Origin of the sequence: Haloarcula argentinensis DSM 12282 (assembly GCA_000336895.1) — an archaeon.
Lineage (GTDB): Archaea > Halobacteriota > Halobacteria > Halobacteriales > Haloarculaceae > Haloarcula > Haloarcula argentinensis.
Map to the genome: position 1 here is coordinate 60,053 of AOLX01000030.1, position 22,985 is coordinate 83,037.

At 57.6% G+C, this 22,985-nt stretch carries 19 protein-coding genes and 2 pseudogenes; 9 read left to right on the forward strand and 12 right to left on the reverse strand.

Features of this window, described 5'->3' with window-relative positions; translation table 11 throughout:
- The first annotated feature begins 175 nt into the window (after positions 1–175).
- From C443_RS19950 to C443_RS19960, 3 genes are all read left to right on the forward strand, one after another.
- Positions 176–1,036: a carbohydrate ABC transporter permease gene (locus C443_RS19950; RefSeq protein ID WP_005538711.1), complete on the forward strand. Its 861-nt coding sequence runs from the start codon at positions 176–178 to the stop codon at positions 1,034–1,036.
- 1 nt (position 1,037) lies between these two features.
- Positions 1,038–1,955, forward strand: a complete 918-nt coding sequence (locus C443_RS19955) for a carbohydrate ABC transporter permease (RefSeq protein WP_005538712.1) — start codon at positions 1,038–1,040, stop codon at positions 1,953–1,955.
- Between the two features lie 99 nt (positions 1,956–2,054).
- Entirely contained in the window at positions 2,055–3,602 is a 1,548-nt protein-coding gene (locus C443_RS19960; RefSeq protein WP_005538713.1) for a glycoside hydrolase family 3 protein, read from the forward strand.
- Between the two features lie 39 nt (positions 3,603–3,641).
- On the opposite strand, the gene C443_RS19965 is transcribed toward C443_RS19960, so the two are convergent.
- Positions 3,642–4,346, reverse strand: coding sequence for a PIG-L deacetylase family protein (locus C443_RS19965; protein WP_005538715.1), 705 nt, complete (start codon positions 4,344–4,346; stop codon positions 3,642–3,644).
- A 44-nt stretch (positions 4,347–4,390) separates the two neighbouring features.
- The gene (locus C443_RS19970; protein WP_005538717.1) at positions 4,391–5,608 is read right to left on the reverse strand and encodes an aminotransferase class V-fold PLP-dependent enzyme; all 1,218 of its coding nucleotides are present in this window, start codon (positions 5,606–5,608) and stop codon (positions 4,391–4,393) included.
- A 130-nt stretch (positions 5,609–5,738) separates the two neighbouring features.
- Between C443_RS19970 and C443_RS19975 the strand changes: the two genes are divergently transcribed.
- Both C443_RS19975 and C443_RS19980 read left to right on the forward strand, forming a co-directional pair.
- On the forward strand, positions 5,739–6,869 hold the full coding sequence (locus C443_RS19975; protein ID WP_005538719.1) for an ABC transporter ATP-binding protein: 1,131 nt from the start codon (positions 5,739–5,741) through the stop codon (positions 6,867–6,869).
- Positions 6,870–7,955: 1,086 nt separating this feature from the next.
- The gene (locus C443_RS19980) at positions 7,956–8,708 is read left to right on the forward strand and encodes an IclR family transcriptional regulator (protein ID WP_049944162.1); all 753 of its coding nucleotides are present in this window, start codon (positions 7,956–7,958) and stop codon (positions 8,706–8,708) included.
- Between the two features lie 258 nt (positions 8,709–8,966).
- Here the strand turns inward: C443_RS19980 and C443_RS19985 are convergent, their stop codons facing one another.
- From C443_RS19985 to C443_RS20005, 5 genes are all read right to left on the reverse strand, one after another.
- The gene (locus tag C443_RS19985; protein WP_005538723.1) at positions 8,967–9,689 is read right to left on the reverse strand and encodes an ABC transporter ATP-binding protein; all 723 of its coding nucleotides are present in this window, start codon (positions 9,687–9,689) and stop codon (positions 8,967–8,969) included.
- Positions 9,686–10,450 carry an ABC transporter ATP-binding protein gene (locus tag C443_RS19990; protein ID WP_005538724.1) on the reverse strand — a complete coding sequence of 255 codons (765 nt, stop codon included), beginning with the start codon at positions 10,448–10,450 and terminating at the stop codon, positions 9,686–9,688. Before C443_RS19990 ends, C443_RS19985 begins: the two co-directional genes overlap by 4 nt.
- Complete coding sequence (locus tag C443_RS19995; protein ID WP_005538726.1) at positions 10,443–12,467, reverse strand: ABC transporter permease; 2,025 nt, start codon at positions 12,465–12,467, stop codon at positions 10,443–10,445. Before C443_RS19995 ends, C443_RS19990 begins: the two co-directional genes overlap by 8 nt.
- Positions 12,468–12,475: 8 nt before the next feature.
- A complete protein-coding gene (locus C443_RS20000) occupies positions 12,476–13,723 on the reverse strand; it encodes an ABC transporter substrate-binding protein (RefSeq protein ID WP_049944163.1) in 1,248 nt (415 codons plus the stop codon).
- Positions 13,724–13,852: 129 nt separating this feature from the next.
- Positions 13,853–16,702: a penicillin acylase family protein gene (locus C443_RS20005; protein ID WP_049944164.1), complete on the reverse strand. Its 2,850-nt coding sequence runs from the start codon at positions 16,700–16,702 to the stop codon at positions 13,853–13,855.
- A gap of 194 nt (positions 16,703–16,896) precedes the next feature.
- Here C443_RS20005 and C443_RS20010 point away from each other — a divergent pair, with 194 nt between their 5' ends.
- Positions 16,897–17,367, forward strand: a complete 471-nt coding sequence (locus tag C443_RS20010; protein ID WP_005538732.1) for a VOC family protein — start codon at positions 16,897–16,899, stop codon at positions 17,365–17,367.
- Between the two features lie 56 nt (positions 17,368–17,423).
- On the opposite strand, the gene C443_RS20015 is transcribed toward C443_RS20010, so the two are convergent.
- Positions 17,424–17,753 (reverse strand): EthD domain-containing protein, encoded by a 330-nt coding sequence (locus tag C443_RS20015; protein WP_005538733.1) that lies wholly within the window; start codon positions 17,751–17,753, stop codon positions 17,424–17,426.
- A gap of 112 nt (positions 17,754–17,865) precedes the next feature.
- Between C443_RS20015 and C443_RS20020 the strand changes: the two genes are divergently transcribed.
- Positions 17,866–18,636, forward strand: a complete 771-nt coding sequence (locus C443_RS20020; RefSeq protein ID WP_005538735.1) for an IclR family transcriptional regulator — start codon at positions 17,866–17,868, stop codon at positions 18,634–18,636.
- 105 nt (positions 18,637–18,741) lie between these two features.
- Here C443_RS20020 and C443_RS20025 read toward each other — a convergent pair whose 3' ends face one another.
- The 4 genes and pseudogenes from C443_RS20025 to C443_RS21880 all read right to left on the reverse strand — a co-directional run bounded on the left by C443_RS20025 (position 18,742) and on the right by C443_RS21880 (position 21,602).
- Positions 18,742–19,554, reverse strand: coding sequence for an enoyl-CoA hydratase/isomerase family protein (locus C443_RS20025; RefSeq protein WP_005538737.1), 813 nt, complete (start codon positions 19,552–19,554; stop codon positions 18,742–18,744).
- Positions 19,551–20,435, reverse strand: coding sequence for a 3-hydroxyacyl-CoA dehydrogenase family protein (locus C443_RS20030; protein WP_005538738.1), 885 nt, complete (start codon positions 20,433–20,435; stop codon positions 19,551–19,553). Before C443_RS20030 ends, C443_RS20025 begins: the two co-directional genes overlap by 4 nt.
- A gap of 78 nt (positions 20,436–20,513) precedes the next feature.
- Positions 20,514–21,060: pseudogene (locus C443_RS22275) on the reverse strand (hypothetical protein); the annotation flags it as partial.
- A gap of 35 nt (positions 21,061–21,095) precedes the next feature.
- The gene (locus C443_RS21880) at positions 21,096–21,602 is read right to left on the reverse strand and encodes a hypothetical protein (RefSeq protein ID WP_167321085.1); all 507 of its coding nucleotides are present in this window, start codon (positions 21,600–21,602) and stop codon (positions 21,096–21,098) included.
- Here C443_RS21880 and C443_RS21345 point away from each other — a divergent pair.
- Both C443_RS21345 and C443_RS20040 read left to right on the forward strand, forming a co-directional pair.
- Positions 21,569–21,774: pseudogene (locus C443_RS21345) on the forward strand (IS6 family transposase); the annotation flags it as partial. The gene C443_RS21880 and the pseudogene C443_RS21345 sit on opposite strands and share 34 nt — an antisense overlap.
- Positions 21,775–21,839: 65 nt before the next feature.
- The gene (locus C443_RS20040; protein ID WP_005538740.1) at positions 21,840–22,982 is read left to right on the forward strand and encodes a thiolase family protein; all 1,143 of its coding nucleotides are present in this window, start codon (positions 21,840–21,842) and stop codon (positions 22,980–22,982) included.
- Positions 22,983–22,985: the final 3 nt, after the last annotated feature.

The following is a 22,985-nucleotide window of genomic DNA, read 5'->3' on the forward strand; positions in this document are numbered from 1 at the left end:
GTCACTCTAGCGTCGTACAGAACGATTAAATACATTGCATAATAATCGATTGTGTATGCTCCTGTCCGCGTACCAGCGAGTCAAACGTCGACTCCCAGCGGTTCATATCCCGTACGTTAGCTCGTTACCTGCAAGCCAGCGCTTCGGACTCAAGCTCATTGCTCCGGCTCTGGCAATGATGCTTCTCGTCCACGGGATTCCGGTCATCCTCGGATTCGTCATGAGTTTCTACGAGTTCCCGTCGCTCAGATACACCGACTGGTTCCGCCCGGAGACGTTCGTCGGGCTTGACCACTTCGCGAAGGTCTTCCAGAAGGATACGATCTATGGCGCACAGTTCTGGAACTCGCTCAAAGTCACCATTCTGTACACGGTTGGATCGGTGATAGGGACGTACGTTCTCGGACTTGTAACCGCACTCACCCTCGATAAGCAGTTCCGGGGCAAGCTCGTCGCGCGAACCGTGATCCTGATTCCGTATGTGACACCGGTTGTCGTCACGCTGCTCACCTGGCGGATGATGTTCCGGAGCGATACTGGAGTTATCAACGCGTTACTCCGTCAGGCCGGACTCATCGAGGGGTCCCTGTTCTGGCTTCTGGGCCCAAACTCGCTGTATGCCATAATCATCGCGAACGTCTGGCGGAACTTCCCGTATGCGGCAATCATGTTGTACGCTGGATTGCAGTCGATTCCTGAACAGTTGTACGAGGCTGCCGAGATTGATGGGGCCGGCAGATGGGGGAAACTGCGGTATGTCACACTGCCACAGTTGAAGCCCGTTTCTGCTGTCATTCTGCTGCTATTGATCCTCTGGACCTTCATCAATTTCCCCGTCCCGTATATTTTGCTGGGTGGGTCACCCAGCGAATCGGGGAACGTCCTGATGTTGCTCATTTACTCCTTTGGCTTCAAACAGAGTGCGTACGGGATCGGGTCAGCTCTCAGCGCGATGTTGTTCCTGTTCTCGATGACCATCGCATACGTCTATTACAAGCGCGTTGTGGCCTCCAGCTACGACGGAGGTGCTATCTGAGATGTTCAGTTCGCTCATGGCTGCTGTCGGCTCAGAAAGTACGATCGTCCCGGACGAAATGCGGCTAACCGCGGATGGCAAAGAGCTCGTGTACCAACTGCTCTGGCGCTCCGTGCTCATCCTCGTTCTCATATTCGCGATATTCCCCGTCTGGATGATGTTCACGACATCGTTCAAAACCCGCGATGAAGTGCTGCAACTCGGGCTCGATATACTCCCAGCAGACCCCTATGTCCAGAACTACTTCCTGATGTTCCAGCGGTTCCCGCTTGTCGATTACTACGTTAACAGCCTGGTCATTTCGAGTGTGACCACCGTCCTCTCGCTGCTTATTGGTGGACTGGCCGCCTACTCGTTGTCGCGATACGAGTTCCCCGGCAAGGAGAAGTTCGAGATGGGGGCACTCGCAACGCAGATGATCCCCGGCGTACTCATCCTCATTCCGATGTTTCTGTTGTTCATCGTCATGGACCAGTCCGCGAACATTCCGATGAAGGACACGTACCATGGGATGATCTTCCTCTATACGACGTTTACCGTCCCGTTTACGATCTGGATGCTTCGTGGGTATTTCGATACGATTCCGACAGCGCTGGAGGAAGCGGCCCGAATCGACGGCTGTACGCGGACACAGGCCCTGTTCCGCGTCGTGATGCCGCTTGCAGCACCGGGCCTAGCCGCGACTGGGATGTTCGTGTTCTTGCTCGCATTCAACGAGGTGCTGTTCGCGTCAGTCCTAGCGACTGACAACGTGACGCCGTTCTCTATTGGAATTCAGAACTTCCAGCAGCAGGATCAGACGATGTGGGGCCAGATGATGGCTGCCTCGACCCTCGCCGCTGTCCCACTACTCGCAATCTTCGTCGTGTTCCAGCGACAGATCGTTTCCGGACTAACTTCCGGGAGTGTCAAGCAGTAATCTTCGGGCCCAGTTTTGTAGCAGTTTGTGGTCGCAAACGTAGTTTTATATCCCTAGCACCTCGGATGTTGTTACATGTCGATGCAGACAGTAGCGAGTATGCCATTGGAACAGAAGGTCGGCCAGTTATTCATGGCTGGATTCGATGGCTCCGAACCGACTGATGGGATACGAGAACTGATTCGTGAGTACAACCTCGGAAACGTCATTTACTTCACCAGAAATATCGCATCTCCATCGCAGGTGACAGCGCTCTCAGCGGAGTTGCAGTCAGAAGCCACGGCAGTCGGCGCTGGCCTTCCACTGTTCGTCGCTACCGATCAAGAGGGGGGTGTCGTCTCACGGCTCGACTGGGGCACACAGCTACCGGGTCAGATGCTCATCGGGGCCTGTGATGACGACGCGGTGGCCCGGAAAGCAGGTGCGACCGTCGGACGGGAGCTGCGGAGTCTCGGGGTCAATCTGAATCTCGCGCCGGTCCTCGATGTCAATAACAATCCAGAGAACCCCGTAATCGGTGTCAGGTCCTTCGGGGAAGATCCCGAGCGTGTGGGTGCACTGGGCGCAGCCATGGCGCAGGGCCTCCAGTCCGTGGATGTCGCTGCCTGCGGGAAACATTTCCCCGGTCATGGCGACACGGCAGTCGACTCACATCTCGATCTGCCGGTGGTTTCCCACAAGCGTCCCCGACTGGAGCGCGTTGAGTTCCCCCCGTTCGAAGCTGCAATACAGAGCGGCATCGACGCGATTATGACCACGCACGTCGCTTTTCCGGCGATAACAGGGGACAAGGAACTGCCGGCGACGATATCTTCAGCAGTCCAGACAGCACTTCTTCGGGAGCAATTCGGGTTTGATGGATTACTCGTCACGGACTGTCTCGAGATGGATGCGATCGCTGACGGCGTCGGCACCATCGAAGGGGCCGTCCGCGCAATCGAGGCCGGGTGTGATATCGTCACTGTTTCACATACGCTCAAGCGACAGCGTGCAGCGATTGAAGCCGTGGTTACCGCCGTCCGAACGGGACGGCTTACCGAGGAGCGAATCGACCGGTCGTTGCATCGTATCCAGCGGTATAAACAGCAACGAGTGGGTACATCGGAAACTGCCGAAGCGCCGGAGTGGAATCGCTATGCAACCGCGTCGAAACAGCTTGCAACTGAGATTGCAAACTGTGGGATAACACTCGTCAGGGACGACAGCGAGACACTCCCGTTCGATACGTCACGTCACCTGCACGTGGTCAGCTTTACCGGGACGCGGGGGTCGCCCGCCGAGGACGACCGATACGACCCAGAAGTGGTCGCTGCTGCGCTCAGAGAGATCGGATTCGAAATTACGACACGCACCATGGCTGGCGGTGAGACTGTCGATATAACGCCAGCAGACGAGCAGATTGTGGCCGTCAGTTACGATGCTCTGTCGAACGAGGCACAGGCAGAGACACTCCAGACACTCGTTGCGCACCATGACCAGCTGGCTGTCCTTGCTGTACGGAACCCGTACGACCTCGCTGTCTGTCCAGACGCGGCGACGTTTTTGACGACATACGACTACTCGCCAGGTGCGATTCAGGCAGCGGCGAAAACACTGGCAGGGACAGTCGAACCAACTGGAATGCTCCCGGTCACGATTCCCAAGTGAGGTATCTTCAAAGACAGCGCTCGTGAAGTGCCCGAGAGGCTATCCGAGGAATTCCTGTGCAGATTCGTGGAGCGGGACGAACCCCTCTGCGCTGCGGGCACCAGCCTGTTTCCCGAACACGAGATTCTCGGCGCGAAGTCCGTCGATGAGATTGTCGAACTCGGCATCGATGCCCCCGTGCTCGACGAGGAACTCCACCTGTGACTCGTGTTTCTTGATTGCTGTGACCTTTTGTTCCAGATACCCATCGATATCGATGAACATGGAGGGGGTAAACTCCGATGTCGGCTTGCCGAAGTAGTAGATGTTATCCGGATCGCAGGGTTCGAAATCCGTCTCAACGAGGGGGAGCGACGCCATGTAGTAGGCGTCCGTAACTAACCGTGAGGTCGCCCGGTGGTCTGGATGCAGATCGTCTTTGTAATGCGTGAGGATGATGTCCGGGTCGTACTCCCGGATTACATCAACCATCTCGACACGGTGCTCTAGGGAGTAAGTGATCCGCCCGTCTTTGAACTCGAGAAAAGCGACTTCTGACGCGCCTAATACTGCTCCCGAGGCGCGAGCCTCCTGTTCGCGGACTCGCCCGACCGCTTCCTGTGAGTCCGTTCGCAGCCCGCCGTATTCTCCCCGAGTCATGTGGACGATACTGACCTCGTCACCACGTTCAGCGTGCTTTGCTATCGTACCGCCACAGAAGACATCTGCGTCGTCTGGGTGGGCAACTACTACGAGGACATTCATACTATGCTATGGTATTGTAAGTTATTATTTATATTTTTTCTTCGTCACAGATGTGTGAGCAGGCGGTCGACGACGTACGCAGCACCGTCTTCATCAAGGCACATTGGGTTGAGAACAATCTCTCCCCCGTCGATACGATCCTCACCGACATACACGCGGGGGTCCTCCCGCTGAAGCTCTGAGACCAGCGTCGCTGCCGAGGGGGTGGATTGAGAGTTGGGGATGTCCACAATAACGTGAGGTGCCACACTCTGCTCACCGCCAGCGACAACTGTGGTCGCCACGCCCGCTGACTCAAGCTGGCTCGCCATGCTCTGGGCGAGATTCTCCCACTCGGCAACAAGCGCTTCCTGATCCTCCTCGATGAATAGTTCCAGCGCGCGAATGAGGCCGACAAGTTCCTCCTTACCAACCTTGAGCGACCGGCCGATACCCTGTCTGGGGACTCCATCGAATCGTTCCGTGTCGATAAGCGAACTGGGTGGGTTCCAGACCCGGCGATCGACGTGCATATCTTGATGTTGGACGGCGATTGAACGGATATACCGACGTTTGCCGGCGATGAGACCCGTCGTCTGTGGACCGCGGATTCCTTTGCCACCGCTGAACACCACTATGTCCGCTCCCTGCTCGACGAAACGAGAGAGGTTTTCAATGGGCGGAACTTCGGCGGCAGCGTCGACAATCACGGGTACATCGTGTCGGTGTGCAATTTCCGAGACAGTAGAGAGTTCGGGCTGCGTGTATGTTTTCTGGATGTACGCAACCCCAGCAGTGTTTTCGTCGATGGCGCTTTCGATTTCCCAGGGTTCAACGTTTGTTGCACCGGTTCCGAGGTGGTAATCGTTTGTTCCGACATCGACGATGTTTGCGCCAGCCGCCCGCAATGCGTGGTCGTACCCCGTTCGGTGAGTCCGGGGCATCACAATGTCGGTTGGTGCGTCTGTCGGATGGGGCAACTCCGACATAGTTTTCGGGTCGTCCCCCGCGATCGCGGCAGCTGCGGCCAACAACAGACCGGCTTCAGCACCCGGCGAAACGTATCCGGCTTCCGCCCCAGCGATTTCAGCGATCTGTTCGGACGCCTTCGCTTCTAGATCACTCAACTGAACGAATTCGTCGGCAGCAGCGCGCATGGCGTCTGCGGCTTCCTCTCGAATAAGGCTGCCACCGATCCGCGTTTTCGTTCCCGCTGCATTGATGACCGGCGTGACACCCAACTGACGATACACCGACTCTGACTCTGTTGTGAATGGAACCATAGTTGTACTCTTTTCACTACCGCTAGTCCTGTATACGAACTCAAATCCGCTCCAGGTATATGAAAGGTTCCCATCTATAATCAGGAACACAAACTATTATATATCTCTGTGAAGCAATAACGGGTATTGCATGGCACAGTTAGCGCTCGATAACCTTGTCAAGACGTTCTCCGACGGGAGCGACGAGGTTGTCGCTGTCGATACGGTGGACATGTCGCTGAACGACGGCGAGTTTCTAGTACTGGTCGGCCCATCCGGCTGTGGAAAATCGACAACCTTGCGGATGGTTGCCGGGCTTGAGACGGTGACTGAAGGCGATATTTTGATCGGAGACGAGTCCGTTATTGGCACCGAGCCCCGGGATCGCGATATCGCGATGGTGTTTCAGAATTACGCGCTCTATCCACATATGACCGCAAAGGAGAATATGTCGTTTGGCTTGAAGATGACGACAGATCTGGATACGGAGACAATTGAGCAACGTGTAACCGAGACAGCCGAGATGATGGGCATCGAGGACCTGCTTGATGATCCGCCAAAGGAGCTATCTGGCGGCCAGCAACAGCGAGTGGCGCTCGGAAGAGCAATCGTTCGGGACCCGGCAGTGTTCTTGATGGACGAACCGCTAAGCAATCTGGATGCCAAACTCCGGACCAAAATGCGGACCGAGCTAAAGAGCCTCCAGAACGAACTTGACGTGACAACGATTTACGTTACCCACGACCAGACGGAGGCAATGACGATGGGAGACCGTATCGCTATTCTGGACGACGGCGTGTTACAGCAGGTTGGAACGCCGCTTGAGTGTTATCACCGTCCAGCCAATCGGTTTGTCGCCGGATTCATCGGGTCGCCCTCGATGAACTTCATACCTGCCGCTGTCGAGGACGGATCGCTAGTGCATCGGGAGTTTACCTACGCGCTGTCCGCTGAAACCGCCGCTCAACTCGACGGGTACGAGGAGGTCATCCTCGGTGTCCGGCCCGAAGATATTCAGCTCAGCACCGCGACAGGCCCGGAGCAGACAGTTACGGCGACCGTCGATGTCGTCGAACCACTTGGAGACCTGTTTCATGTGTACGTGACTATCGACGGGCAGCAGTACACGGTTACCGTCGAGGATGGGTCGAACCTCGGGAACGGCGTCACGGTCGGATTGCGGTTCCCAGAGGATGCCATCCATCTCTTTGATGCGGACTCCGGTACGGCAATCAAAAACAACGAAACGGAAATCGACGAAGAGAGTCCGGTTGCAGCCTGATTTTTTCTGATTCCGCCCCGCTCGATAGCACGTGTATTGAGAATAACCGAGAAGGGTGCCCAGTGGTAGTAACAGCCGAGAAGGAAACTGGGAGAAGGCGGCTCGGAACCGACCCATTGTAACAGTTCTCTGAGAGCAGAACTGCTGATGCTATGATCTGATACCTGCTTGCCCAGTATTCAATATTCCCTCTCTGCGAGGGAGTTCGGGAATTCGTGTCGCAATATGAAATTTATTCACGCAACCACCAGGAGTAGCTAACAAGGCGGAGCGGCTTGCTAGGTGAACCATTATCGTTGTGAGGCATCAGGACCGCAACAGCGCTCTGTTTCGTAATACGACATCTCCGGGACCGTCAGATAACAGGCGTACAGATATTATCGGGGTGGTCGACTGATCTACACTGTTCACTAGACGGCCGAGAGTAGCGGAGAGACAGATGCAACCCTGACTGAGATTCAACACCTGTGAACAATCCTCACTGTCGGTTGGATGGTTACACTGCAGATCTAGAGCCCGCATACCTCAACGGGACGTCCACAGAATAACATGCGTACGGCTGTTATTCGAGTTGGAATCAGTCTGAGAGTGTCCGGTTGTAAGTGATAGTATCGGCGTTGGAGTGAAGACCAGTATCGAGGCATTATTAGAGGTGGTTCACGAGGAGAGTGCTGAGTCCGAACAGGGCAAATCGAAACAGACGGGGAGATCGTGACAGGATTGGTCCTGGTAAGACTGCTATCCGCGTCACGGTTTTACTTGCATTTCGTATGCTGGGACCTAGTTCAATCAGATTGAACAGGGTAATGATCGAGAAAGTGTCAGAATCCGAGATTTGCATTGGCCGGAACCAGAACACCGGCATGATGCCGCCTTACTCCGTTTTTGAGGGACATACCGTGGTCAATGGGGACGCAAACGGAACAGACGGAATTTCGCAGGGTTACCGGATTGCCGAGTTTTGGGTAGGTATATCATGGTGCAGTCGCCGCCACGCCACTGAGAATACACCAGCGATCACAGCCCCCGGACATAGAGTTCAATCTTGTTGAATAATTTTATAAACAGGTAGCCAAATATACGCGTATGACAGGACAAGGCCCGATAGAGTCCGCCGGAAGGGTGCTGGATATTATTGAAGCACTGAAAACGGAACAGGCACTCGGCGTCACTGAGCTGGCAGAGCGGGTGGAGATGCCCAAGAGCACAGTCCACGTTCATCTCTCAACACTTCAGAGCCGAGGCTACGTCGTCCAAGATCAGAACAAGGCGTATCGGCTGAGCTTACGGTTTCTGGATATTGGGATGAAAGTCCGCGAGCGACAGGAAATGTACCAAGAGGTCGCCCCGAAACTGAACGAGATAGCCGACGAAACTGATGAAAAAGCGTGGTGGATCGTCGAAGAGAACGGAAAAGCGGTCTTTCTGGCCAAAGCGCTCGGCAGTCGGGCGATTCAGACAAATTCACAGATCGGCCAGTACACCGAACTGTACAGGCTCGCTGGTGGCATGGCAATCCTCTCAGTGTTGCCGAAACACCGGCGGGAAACAATCCTCGGAAGCTACGACTACCCCCTCCCCGACGGTCGGGATCGGCAGGAACTCGAAGCAGAACTCGACGAGATTCAGGACCGCGGCGTCGCCTACGGCATTGACCAGTTCCTCGAAGGCGTAGCCGGCGTCGGTGCTCCGCTAGTAGACAACGCCGGCAACACGTACGGTGCCATCAGTGTCTCGGGACCAGCGAACCGGTTAGACTCGGACCGCATCGAGAACGAACTGACCGACCTCATCCGTGGAATCTCCGGCGAGCTACAGGTGAATCTCTCGTATCAGTAGTTCTACTGACTTGAACACCGTTGATCTGGGCAAAGACACCTGTGAGACCACTCGATTCCCTCCGAATAACGCTGTGACACGATGGGAGCCAATTCAATAGAATAGAACGAACCGTGTGATGTGTTCACATTCAGACTGTCGATACCGCTCGGTGCTTAGAGCTCGAATTATCGTCGGTAAACCCCGTCTCGAACGGGGCGTTGCGCTATACGGCCCAGTGACCGGGATCTGGTCGTTGTCTACCGATTGTCGCCATAGTCAGTCAGTGACACCGACGCCGAGGTGTCTGTCGAGTACTTCCTCGTTGTTCTGGATCTCCACCGCAGTCCCCTGATGGACGATCTCACCTTTTTCGAGGATGTACGTGTACTCTGAGACCGCCAGTGCGACCGGAATGTTCTGCTCGACGACCAGCACTGTGATCCCCTGCTCGTTCAGTTCGAGGATGAGGTCCTCGATCTGCCGGACCACGTATGGTGCGAGCCCTTCGGTCGGTTCGTCAAGCAACAGCAGATCCGGGTCGGCAGTCAGTGCACGGCCGACCGCGAGCATCTGCTGTTCGCCACCCGAAAGGACTGACCCGTCCTTGTGTTCTCGCTCTGCGAGGTTCTCAAACATATCCAGCACGTCGTCGACTGACGGACCGTCGGGGGACTCAGCGCCGATCTCACCCATTCTGATGTTCTCTCGGACAGTCAGCTCGGGGAAGATCCGACGTTCTTCGGGAACGAACCCGATGCCGCGTCGGATCGTCGCTTCGGAGTTGAGTGTCGTGATGTCCGCGCCGTTGAACGTTATTGTCCCTCCAGTCGGGGTAATGTTGCCGACAATTGAGCGGAGCGTCGTTGTCTTGCCGACGCCGTTTCGCCCGACCAGCGACACAACGCTTCCACGTTCGACATCCATCGAGACGCCCTGTAGCACCTCGGTCATCCCGTACCCGGCCCGGACACCTTCGAGAGAGAGTAGTGAGTCGGTCATTCTCGGACACCACCGAGGTACGCATCGCGGACGTCTTCATTATTTGCGATCTCTTCGGGCGTCCCGCTTGCGAGTTCCTCGCCGCGAGTAAGGACGGTAATCCGGTCCGAGACACGCATCACGAGGTCGATATCGTGTTCAATGAGCATCAGCGACCGGTCTGAGAGGACCTCATCAATAAGATTCATTGTGGCCTGTGTTTCCTCGCTACTCATTCCGGCGGTCGGTTCGTCAAGCATGACGAGGGCGGGGTCTGTCGCCAGCACGAGACCCAGTTCGAGTCGGCGCTGGTCGCCGTACGCCAGGGCCTCCGCGTGCTCGTCGGCCCTGTCTCGGAGGCCGATCTGTTCCAGCACTGTCCGGGTTTGCTCCGCAATCTCATCGAAGCCGTTCTTGTCGCGAAACAGCGCTTCGCCGGGGTTGATTTCGTCACTGTAGACCGACTGTGCTGCCAGACGCACGTTTTCTCGAACGGTGAGACCGCCGAAGACGTTCGTAATCTGGAACGACCGTCCCAGTCCGCGGCCGACCCGTTCGTGTGGCGCGACGTTAGTAATATCCTCACCCTTGAACCGCACGGCGCCTTCTGACGGCGATAGTGCGCCAGTGATGAGATTAAACGTCGTTGTCTTCCCGGCCCCGTTTGGCCCGATAACACTCCTGAACTCACCATCCGCAACCGACAGCGACACGTCGTCAACAGCAGTGAGTTTGCCGAACCGCTTCGTCAGTCCGTCCGTTTCGAGTACAGTCTCAGTCATCGCTTCTCACATCCGGCTCATCCATATCTACGGCACCATCCGCGTTGTTGGCCGTCTCCAGTCGCTGTGCGACGAGGGACGGAATCGATACGATACCGCGTGGGACGAATAGCACGAACAGTATAAACATCGTCCCGATGATAAGCCGCCACTGGTCGGTGTACGACGAGAGGAATTCCTCGGCCCCGAAGAAGACGCCGGAGCCGATCATGGGACCGTACAGTGTGCCCATCCCACCGAACAGCGCAATGACGATGACCTCGCCTGAGTGGATCCAGTTGAGTGTCTGGTCCGGTGAAATGATGACAGTCGACGGACTGACGGCGAGGAGGCCGCCGGCCAGTCCAGCCATGCCGCCGCTGATGACGAACGCTCGGCGCTTGTACCTGTTGACGTCGTACCCGATGAACTCCGCTCGCTCTTCGCTTTCCCGAATCGACTGCAGGACACTGCCAAAGGGCGCGTTCATCATGCGCCGAGCGAACAGGAACGACAGGACGGCAATGAGCAGGGCGAGATAGTAGAACACGAACTGCTGTCCGAGTTCGTAGCCGAGAAGCCCGAACTCGATATTCGAAAGCGACTCCCCGACAGTACCGAGTCCGAGGAGCGCCTCGAAGCCGAGCAGGCCGTCGCTCCCGCCGGTAAAGTCGAACTTGAACACAGCACTGTAGAGCAGCTCCGCGAACGCCAGCGTGATCATGGCGAAGTACACGCCGGAGACCCGAATCGAGAGGCTGCCGACGACCCAGGCCAAGACAGCACAGATGAGAATCGCCCCGAGTAACACGATAAAAACCGACTGCGAGTAGTGCAACATGATGAGCGCAGCAGTGTATGCACCGACACCGTAGAACATCGTGTGGCCGAGCGGGACCAGCCCGGCGTATCCCATCACGATATCCAGACTCAGTGCGAAGATAGCCCAGATGAGTATCTCGTTGAGGACGACGAGGTAGTACTGATCCCCCATGAACAGAATCGCGATCGGGGCAAGCGCGAGCGCGACAACGGCGATACCACCGAGCCGTACCCGTGTGCTGTCTGCCAGTACCCCGCCGTACCCGCCGACGAGAATCTCGCCTTCGCCGTCCGACTCTTCACCCCGCGTTCCGAACAATCCCTGCGGTTTCACCAGCAACACCGCAATCATAAGCAGGTACACGGTCAGGCCTTCCAGATTGGGGACAGTCAGCGTTGTGTCACCGAACGTGGCCAGAACGCTCCCACTGTAGGCCCGCATCAGCGTCTGGACGACACCGACGAGTAACCCACCAAAGACGGCCCCTCTGAAGCTACCGAGGCCACCGAGGACGACGACAACGAATGCTGGAATGATGACGCTGTTCCCCATGCCAGTGTTCACGTTCTGGTAGCCGCCGAGGACAATCCCGGCGACGGCAGCGAGCGCCGCACCGACACCGAAGACCAGCGTGTAGTACTGGTCGATATCGATACCGACGTTGCGGACCATCTCACGGTCCTGTGACCCGGCACGGATGATCATCCCGTACTTCGTCCGGTTCAGCAGGTACCACGTCACTACCGCGAGCAACGCGGCGAAGACGATCATGAAATAATTGTACACGGACACCTGCACGCCCAGTATAGACACAGGCTGGCTCAGATACTCCGGGACGGCTAGCTGTCGTTGCTGTGTCCCCCAGATAAGACGGATCACGTCGTTGGTCACGAGCACGAGTCCGAACGTCAGGAGAATATGATACAGCGGGTCTCGGCCATACAGTGGCCGGACAGTCGTTCGCTCGATAGCGGCACCGATGAGACCGACGGCAACCGGTGCAACCACTATCGCGATCCAGAACCCAGTCCCTGCACCGAACGGCGCAATGATGCTCAGAGAGAAATACGCACCGAGTGCGAACAGCTCGCCATGGGAGAAGTTGATCACGTCCATCACGCCGAAGATGACCGACAGTCCGGCGGCTAGCAGGACGTAAACCATCCCCAGGGTGAGGCCATTCAGCAGTTGTTCGATGAAGTCGGCAGCAACCATCGTACTACCTACATCTCACAGCCGAGGTCACTGGCCGGTGGCAGCGTCTCCGAACCTGGGACCTGCTCAAGGAGTTCGACATCCGCTGAATCACTACCGCCTTCAACGAGTTCAGCCATCCACGTCGGATTCGTGGCTTGATGGTCGCTCTCTCGAAGCGTGATGTCCCCCAGTACTGTCGTGAACGTCCCACCTTCGAGTGCGTCCCGGACATCCCCCGGTTCGGTGCTTCCGGCTTCGTTCATTCCCTTGGCCATCAGCCGCATCGAGTCGTAGCCGACGCGTGCGAAGTTGCCGGGGTCCCTGTCGTTCTCGCTGGCGTAGGCCTCGACGAATGCCTGATTGTCCCCGGTTTCGATCGAGGGGTCGTACCGAGCGCCACCGAATGTACCAACGCTGTTCGACCCGGTCCCGGCACGGACGCTCTGGAACGTCTGGGTCGGGCCGACAACAGCCATCTGGTCGGTGAGACCCTGGTCTGCAGCCTGGTTAGTGAAGTTCACCAGATCACCACCAGTCATCCCCAGCATGACCACGTCAGCCTCGGAATTGCTGATCTGCGTAATGAACGAGCCGTAGTTGCTTGCACCCAACTCCGACGTTGATGTCCCAACCTCGGTGTAGTCGTCGCTAGTGTTCTCCATGCGCCTGCTTGTTCGGTTGTATACCGAGTCGCCGTACGCGTAGTCCGCGTAATGGAACCAGACGTTGTTCCCCAAATTGTTGACTGAATACGCCGATATCGCCTCGGCAATCTGTGCCGTATTCGTCTCAAAGCGGAACACCCATTCGTTGCAGGCAGACCCGGTGATCGGAACCGCCGCACCGCCGGGGAAGTAGATGTGCTCAGATTGAGCGGCAAAGTCGTTCAGCCCGAGCGCAACGGAACTGGAAATCGCACCGAACACGAACTCGGCACCCTCCTCCTGAACGACGCGCTGTGCCTCAGACTGTGCGGCCCCAGCTTCGGTTTCTGTGTCGCCCGTCACCAGCTCGAACTCGAAGTCGTAGTCGTCGTTGTTGTTTATTTCCGCTACAGCGAGCTCAGCCCCAGTTCGCTGGCCCGGTCCAAGAGAGCTGTACGGGCCAGTCATTGGATTCAGGCTCGCAACAGTCACTGCCTCCTCGCCTCCTGTGGACCCGCCCTGACAGCCGGCGAGGCCAAGCACGCCGACCGCGCCGGCGGCGGCGATGAACTGTCTCCGTGAACGGTCGATTCCCACACTACTGTCTGGTGAGGTACCTTCGCTCGACATAGGTTCATTATCTATTGTTAAGCAAATCATATTAAAGCCTTGCCCCTGTCGGCGCGTATCGCGCTGTTCGAGGGGGACAATAGCTGTATTACCGCCTCTCGTGGCTCCTGGTTCCCACCGTAGTGGTGGCTAGCTGGTGGTGTCGTTCTGTCTGTACAGCCACGCCAGCGCAGTCCCGAGTACGGCGGTCGTCCCAGTGAGTGTCGTGAAGCCGGGGCCACTGGCGGCAGTCCCAGTATTCGTCTCCGTCGCTGTGTCCGTGCCCCCTGTCTCAACAGGAGTTATCGCTCCGCCAACAACAGTACTTTCGTCTGTCTCAGTGCCCTCACTCGTCGGCGTGTCATCGGTGCCACCGTCAGCCGGGCTTGCTGGCATCGTCAACTCACGGGTTTCAGTCGTTGCGGACTCAATTGCGGCGTCAGCGAACAACAGCTGTTTGTACTCGAAGTTCTCGAACATCGCCAGCTGATCGTCGTAATGTTCGCCGGTAGTGTCATCTGGGGCGACGTAGCCGTCGTTTCCGGGCGGAAGGATGTTCTCTGCCTGCGGGTCGTCGCTGAGCCGGACGACGTGATTCTCAGTCCCGCGGTTCAGCAGCGCCGTGTTCCCAGCGGACGTGACGCCGATAGGCATCCCGAACAGCGCGAGGTTATCGAACTCGTGCAGGGCCGCCTCACGCCGCCAGCTTGCCGGGTCACCGTCGTATTGCTCGGCGAGTTCGTTCACGGCGGTTTGGAACGCGCTGACCAGCGCGTTCGTGACATCTCCATCGGCATACTCGGCCTGCGTTGCCAGTGCTGTCTCCGCCGGATTGAGGACCCTCATCAGGGTGCCGCGACCGTAGTCGTAGCCAAGGAAGTACGATGCCGGGCCGTAGGCGCTCCCGAACGTCTCGCTGAAAACCTCCTCCAGAATGTACGGGAACGTCGCATCCCAGATCGTATACCCGGCGGAGTGGCGTCCCTCGTTGTCTTCGCCGTCGGCCTGTGCGAAGTGGTCCCACGAGGCCAGTTCGTCGCGTGCTTGCTGTTCGGTATCGGAGAGATCTGCATCCGCAAGCGCGTCAAGCAAATGGTCTTTGTACCGAATCGAACGCAAGTCAGTAAAGGAGATGTCGTAGATAACAGTCTTCAGGAACTCGTAATCGACTGTTCCCTCCTGTGCTAACCGCTGTTCGACCAGATTGATGATCCGTTGCACGCGGTGGTCGGTCGACCACGAATAGCTCAGGTCACCGTTGTTCCAGTCCGGTGCGGGTTTGTTGTTCCACTGTGCCGAGTACCCCGGGGCGGGATTGATCGCGTAGGGGACATCACCGTCAGCCGCACGTAGGTAGTCCGCCGACGTGAGTTCGTATTGTGTTCCATCGGCTGGCAACCGAGTGTCCCAGTCGACTGCTTCGCTATCCGGGTACCGACCCAGATGCACATACGCGATGTCACCGTCCTTGTCGGCCCACATGAAGTTCAACGCATAGTCACAGCGTTGTGCTGACTCCCGGAACTCCTCGGCGTCCGTCGCGAACTGACACTCGTAGAAGGCCCGCCAACAGTTCATATGCCGGCCGGCGTATGACTTCGTCTGCGCCAGTGCTTCCCCGTTGTCGGAGTCCCACTGGGTCACAACGCCGTGGCGTGTGAACCGTTCAGTGTACGTCACGTCCTCGCCATCGGCGACGGTGATTGTCTGCTCGGCCGTTTCGACCTCGTACTCCTCGCCCTGGAAGGTGTACGTGTCCGGTCCCGACGAATTGGTCGTGATCGACTCCGTGAACATCTGGATGCAGTTGTCGATTCCGGCAGTCGAGGTCATCGCCCCGTTGCGATTGTGTCCGAACATGATGAACGGATACCCGGTGACGGTGACGCCAGCGACATCGAAATCCGACCCATGTAGGCTCGCCTCGTACATTATCGAGGGCGTGTTGAACCCCATCTGTGGCCCGCCCATCAGTAGCGCATCGCCACTAGCCGTGATATCCCCCTGAACAGCAAGAGCGTTGCTGCCGTACTTGATCGGGAGGCCGAGGCTGTCGAGTCCGGACGCAAGCGTCCGCATCCGCTCTATTTCGCCTTCGTGCATCCCTTCAGCGTCAGTTGGCGGTGTATAGTCCCCGCCAGTTACCAAGTTGCTCGGTGTCACAGACGGACCGCTGGCCCCGCGCGTTGCCCTGTCTGTCTGCTCGCCCCCAGCCGCGTTGGGTGTCGACCCTGCGCCTACGTCAGTATAGGGAGGGGAATAGGCATCTGACGGCTGGACCGTCGAGGTCGGGCAGCCGGGATCGTTGCCCCACTGTAGATCCTCGAATAGCTCCCTCGCCCGCTGTTCGCTACCGGTTTCCTGCGTGAGTGCGTCGAGAACAGTCGCACCGAGCGTCTCCAGCTGGAAGCCACTGAAATACGCCATACTGGCGACGAACATCCCGGCGGCGTCCGTCGTGGTAAACTCCTCGGGCTCGAACCCGTGCTCCTGAAACGCCTGATGGAATTCCAGTTCCTCGCTGTCACGAACTTCGGTAATGTACCGGTTGATGCCGTCGGTAAACGCCTGCAGGACCGCTCGCTGATCCGACGTCAACTGTTCAGCAGCCTGCTCGTCGAGAGACGGCTCGCCGGCGGTGTTGCGCCGCGCCTCGATATCGAACTGTACCCAATCGGTGTCCCCGTCACCTGAACCGAGAACCGCCGCGACAGTCCCGTGATAGTATCGCCGGTACAGTTCTAGCTGGTAGAGCCGGTCGGCCGCAGTTGCGTATCCGAACCCATAGAACACCGGGGCACGGCTGTCAGCGTCGCGGGCGTAGATGTGTGGGACGCCGTAGTCGTCTCGTCGTATCGTGACCGTCGCGTCATCTTCCTGTGCGTACGCTAACTCCGTCTCCACGGCTCCGATACCGGTCATGCCGGTAACCGCTGCGCCTGTCTTCAGAAGCGATCGTCGCGAGAGGTGCTGCCATGACTGCTGGTGCTGTGCTGGCATCCCGTAGTTGACAGTCTGGATATTTAATAAATATTTGGGAACATTTCAGAGGGAGCCGAGTGTGTCTGTTCACATTCGTTAGTAGTCGGGTAGCGCGGGAACCTGTGCGATGACGGGAAAGATAGCGCCCCGTTGAGATCAATACATACTGTCCGACCCAAGCATATAATTGGGAGCCTAACACAGTCCTCGCCATGTCTCAGGAGACGCCGATCCGTGTCGATCACATCGGAATCGCAGTCGAGGACATCGACAACGCTGAGCCGTTTCTGTTTGCACTCGGTTGTCGGAAACTCATCGAAGAATCCATCGAGGGGCGGTTTCGCTGGGCGCAGTACGATTTCGATCGGAACGCGTCACGGCTGGAACTCATCGCACCGGAGGCACCGGACACGTTCCTCACGTCATATCTCGAGGACCACGGTCCGGGCCTACACCACGTCACGCTCGAAGTAGCTGCTGTCGACGCGGTGAAAACAGTACTGGAGCGCAACGGATACAGCGTCGTCGAGTACCGCGAGTATCAGGACTGGACTGAGGCGTTTGTGCCACCAGCAAACCCGACCGGAGCGCTCTTTCAACTGTTCGAGTATCACGACAGCTACGACGCTGATCGGCCGCCTGCCGGGAAGCTCTACGTCGATGGCAGCCGACTCGATGGCTGATATCTGCAGCGATTCGATCTCAGGAGACTGGTTGAGAGGGAACAACAGGAGCGACGCTATCGGTCGTCTCTTTCGTCGAGTTGGACCGTTTCCTCGACAATAACTCGGGGGCCAGCCTCCAGGTCGATAAACTCAGCCGCGTCGGCCTGAACTGTCTCGGCAAGGTCTGAGTCAAACGCGTCGCTGAGTGCGTCCATGTCCTCGAAATACAGCTCAAGCACGCCGTCGTACGCTGCACGCTCCGGGTCTGTCGGCACAGACGTCACGTAGCGTTGCAGTCCCGGCAGATCCTTCGCCAGTTCCGAGTGATCGCCTTGCCATCGGTCGGCGAACTCCTCGTGAGTGTAGCCATCTCTCCGGACGAGCAAATCGACGATTTTTGTCATGCGTTCCCGGTATCGTCACGGGTTGGCTTTTACCTACCGATCTGACAGGGCCACTCCTGATTCAAGCTACTCGAACAAAACACTTGTAAGCCGATTGATCATGTGTGTACGTATGGCAATCCCGCCCGCTGTCAACAGGCCGGTCGGAACAATCGAGAGAGCAATCGAGATCATGGAGTATCTCAAGGAGAACGACACGGCCACAGTGTCAGAGATGACAGACCACCTCAACTGTGCGAAGAGTACGACGCACAGGTACATGAAGACGCTCGCGGCCAACAGTCTCCTCGTCGAGGACGGCAACGAGTATCAGCTCGGGATCCGCTTTCTGGACTACGGCGAAGTGGCACGGAACAAATACCGGCTCTACGACGAGGCGAAGCCGAGAGTCGACGAACTCGCGGAGGAGACCGAGGAGAAGATCTGGTGTGCAGTTGAAGAACACGGCCGGAGCGTCCACATCTACGGCGCACAGGGCAAACACTCGGTACAGACGTACGCCAGGGTCGGCCATCGGAATTATCTCCACCAGCACGCCGCGGGGAAGGCCATACTCGCACACCTTCCGGATAGTCAGATCACAGAGACCATCGACAGGCATGGCCTACCCGGCCGGACGCCACAGACGATCACCGATAGGGACGAACTCTGGGAGGAAATCGAGGCGATACGTGACCGCGGCTACGCGTTCAACTTTCAGGAGTCTGTGGAGGGGCTGCATGCAGTCGGGGCCCCAATTACGGACGAAAACGACGTTGCCATCGGGGCGATCAGTGTCTCCGGCCCGGCAAGCCGGCTTGAAGGCCCCATCCTCAGAGACGAACTGCCGACGCTGCTACTGGGCGTGGTCAACGAAATCGGGATCAATATGGCCCATCCATGAGGCCACCAGCGTAGTTCTAGCGGGGCAACTGGCTGTTTTTGGACTGTTCTTCTCTGTGCGTGGTAGCAGCCAAACTGGGTACCTCGTTCTGGGATCGGGGCGCGCTCACTCGCTGGTCCACTCCGGCTCTCTGTCTTCGAGGAACGCGTCGATCCCTTCATCCTTGTCGCCAGTGGCGAACAGTTGTGCGAACAGTTCGGCTTCGTACTCGATGCCGGCTTCGAGGTCCATTCGGGAGCTGGCGCGGACGGCTTTCTTCGCGAGTTCGAGCGCCGCTGGGCTTTTTTCTGCAATCGACGACGCGATGTCGTAGACCCGCTCATCGAAGGAGTCGTCGTCGTGGACCTCGTCGACGAGGCCGATATCGGCGGCCTCCGTCGCGTCGATGAGTTCGCCAGTCAGGATAAGCCGCATCGCGTGGCCCTCACCGACCAGACGCGGCAGTCGCTGTGTTCCGCCACCACCGGGCATGATGCCGAGGTTGATTTCCGGCTGTCCGAACTTCGCATCCGTATGCGCGATCCGGATATCAGCCGCCTGAATCAGCTCACAGCCGCCGCCGAGGGCGTGCCCGTTGATACGGGCGATGACCGGCATCGGGCACTCGTCGACGTACTCGTAGACGCGAGGTCGCTTGCTTGCCTCCCGTTGCTCTAGCATATCCCGGTCGCGGAGTTCCGTCACGTCCGCACCCGCAACGAATGCGCCGGTGTCTGCCGCGCCAGTCAACACGATGGCGCGAACGTCGCTGTCCGGGATTGCGTCGAAGACCTGCTTGAACTCCGACCGCAACTGGGTGTTGAGCGCGTTCCGGGCCTCTGGGCGGTGTAATTCGACGGTGGCGACGTTCTCCACGCGATCCCCGACGCTCACCGAAACCGTTTCACAGTCCGCCGCGGCGTCAGCGAGGTCCGTCATGCGTTCCCCCAGTCGCCGCTGGTGCCAACGATGTCACCGTCCTCCCAGACGTAGAACCCCTCGCCGGATTTCTTGCCGAGTTTTCCGGCTCGGACCTTCCGTTTCAGGATCTGTGGCGGACGGAACCGTTCACCGAGTTCCGCACGCAGATATTCGAGGATATCGAGTCGGACGTCGAGACCGACGACGTCACCGAGTTCGATCGGTCCCATCGGATGATTGTAGCCGAGTTCCATTGCGGTGTCGATGTCCTGCGGTGTCGCAACGCCTTCTTGCACCATCCGCATCGCTTCGACACCCAGCGAGACGCCGAGGCGGGAGGAAGCAAAGCCCGGTGCATCGGCCACCTCGATCGGTGTCTTGTCGATTCCATTCACGAACTCGCGGGCGCGCGAAACGGTCTCAGCACTCGTCTGTTCCGCGACGACGATCTCGACGAGTGCCATGATGTGAACCGGGTTGAAGAAGTGAAGGCCGATAGCCCGTTCGGGATAGTCGAGGACGCTCGCTATCTCAGTCAGTGACAGCGAGGAGGTGTTTGAAGCGATAAGCGTCGCCGGGTCGACGTGGGATTCGACCTCGGTGAGCGTTTCGTGTTTGATCGCCATGTCTTCGGGGACTGCTTCCACGACGAGGTCTGCCCCGGTCACAGCCGCCTCCAGCGATGTTGTTCCAGTCAGGCGGTCCAGGGTTGCCTTGGCCGTGGATTCGGTCACTTTCTCCCGGGCGATACCCTCTTCGAGATTCGACTCGATGGCGGCCAAGCCGTCATCGACGATATCCGCCTCGATATCGCGGAGAGAAACGTCGTGGCCGGCCATTGCCGACACCTGAGCGATACCGTGGCCCATGGTACCGGCGCCTAGGATAGCTACGTGCATCATTTCTCAGCACAGTAGCGAAGGATAAAAACGTTGCTTGCGTCTCACCAGTAGGGTTTAGTTAGTAGCACTGTACCATCAGGCGAAGCTCTGCAATCGGTTTTTCCAGGGTTCCGGGTCTACGTGACTAAAACAGTGTGACTACGACGACGTTTGACGCTTTAGATCCTGAAAAGCCTGTTCGGCAGCGTTTCGATTGCCGTGGCGACACATCTGAAATCGAAGTCTAACTCGTCGAGTGGTAGTTTGGAGTATTGAACGCCATCGGCAAGAAAGACAGCAGTTTCGACATCGAGTTTGTGCCGAAGTTCGCGCGGGAAAGTTTCTGTGAGGGTGGTCGAAGTCGTCGTAAATTGCCGGACATGAAGCGGTTCGTTCGACTGGGGATAGGCGGCGTTCACAAGAGCACAGCTCTTGTGCAGCCCATCAGAATGGCAGAGCCATTCTGAGGACGGCGTACAGCCAGAATTGCTGATCGGTATACGAACCACTGTTTCGTCAAGCGCGATCTGAGTCGATGACTTACCCGAGTCTGACTGTAGATCGGCCTTCTGAACCCAGTCGTGGACGGCTTTCGAGTTCGCTGGACACCCAGTATGTGAAGTAATTCGACGATATTCGACAACTATTCCAGAATCACGACGGCAACAGGAAGAGAAATCAACAAGGCTCAATGGTATCTCCGGATAATCTTTTAAGTTCTGTTTTGGTTACGAGATAGCGGGCATAGTGCTCAGCGTCATAAACTGATTTGCCCTTTTCCCAGGAATACGGCCGTCTAGCTTTGATAACGACACCTCGATTTGTTTGATTTATTACTGTTGCATCTGGACCGGCAGTAAACGATCCAATGTCCCAACTGTCAAGGCAACTGGCATTTTTGAGACGAGTGGACACATAGCTTGTTTCAGCCTCTAGCGCACGCTCCTTTGCTTCACTTATATTTAGTTGTACATCGGAGGTTAGAGATACTTGGCTATCAGTTGATATCGGTGTTGCTGTTGTTTGCTCATTATTTGATAACATGCATCCCGACAATGGCAGACTAAGGACAATAGCGATAAGCAAAATTCTCCGACATCCCATATATGTTTGTTTTTTGTTAGTATTAAATATTTTCGGGCTTTCAAAGAGTCGTGTATGGCTCTCAATATCTCCAAACTGCACTTCAACGAGCAGGGCTCCGATTTCAGATGTGTCGCCACAGAAATCGGAACGCTGTCAAGCGGATCTTTCGAGAGCTCAAGCGACGAACCGCGTCGTTTTCGAACTGTTTCAGCCACGTCGAACCGAAAACTGGCCCCAGAGTTTCGCTCGCTGGCACAACGCTCTAAACTAAACGCTACCGTCTCACCCCAGTGTGGCCTGCATTTAATACAGCGGCCACGATAGGAGTCGGTGAGGATGACTGCTTCCGACTCGCAAGCCGTTGTTGTCGACGCCGTACGAACGCCACAGACACCGAAGGATGGCGCATTGGCTGGGACACATCCCGAAGACCTCGTCTCCACCGTGCTTACTGCACTCGTTGACCGGACCGGTGTCCCGGCCGTCGAGTGGGACGACTTCCGGCTCGGGTGTGCAAACCAGGAGGAGGAGCAGGGACGGAACCTTGCCCGGCAGTCGATACTCGCCGGCGGGTTTCCCGAGACCGTACCCGGGGCGACAACGACCCGCCTGTGTGGCTCTTCGTTGACGACGCTCGTCGACGCCGCTCGCGCCATCGAGGCGGGCGATGGTGCGGTGTATCCGGTCGCCGGTGTCGAACACATGAGTACTGTCCCTTTTTCCGACTGGCTGCATCCCGCTATCGAACAGCGGTACGACTCTGACAGGCTGCCGATGGGGCAGACAGCCGAAACTATCGCACGGGACCACGATATCAGCCGTAACGCCCAAGACGAGTTCGCGCTGCGGTCACACGACCGTGCGGTCGCTGCCATGGAAAGCGGGCGGTTCGATGCAGAGACCGTGCCAGTCCACACCGACGAGACAACGATAGAGACCGACAAAACGCCACGGGCAGATACGTCAGTCGAGCAGTTGAGCGAACTCCCAACGGTGTTCCGAGACGACGAGGCGGCGACGGTCACGCCGGGAAACGCATCGCCGCTGACCGACGGGGCCGCTGGAATGCTTGTCACTTCGGCGGCGTACGCAGACCAACATGATCTCGATGTCCTCGGCCGGATCGAGACGCGGTCTGTCGCTGGTGTCGATCCGCTGGTAATGGGGCGGGGACCGATTCCGGCAACGCGTGCTGCACTGGACGACGCCGGCCTGACAATCGGCGATATCGATCTCGTGGAACTCAACGAGGCGTTTGCCGCGCAGAGTCTCCACTGCAAGCGCGAACTGGGGATTCCGGCCGAACGGCTCAACGTCAACGGTGGGGCTATCGCGCTCGGCCATCCGCTTGGCTGTTCGGGGGCACGAATCACGACAACGTTACTGCACGAGATGCGGCGGCGGAACGCGACCCACGGACTGGCGACGATGTGCGTCGGTTTCGGTCAGGGTGTCGCGGTTGTGTTCGAACGTGATTGACAG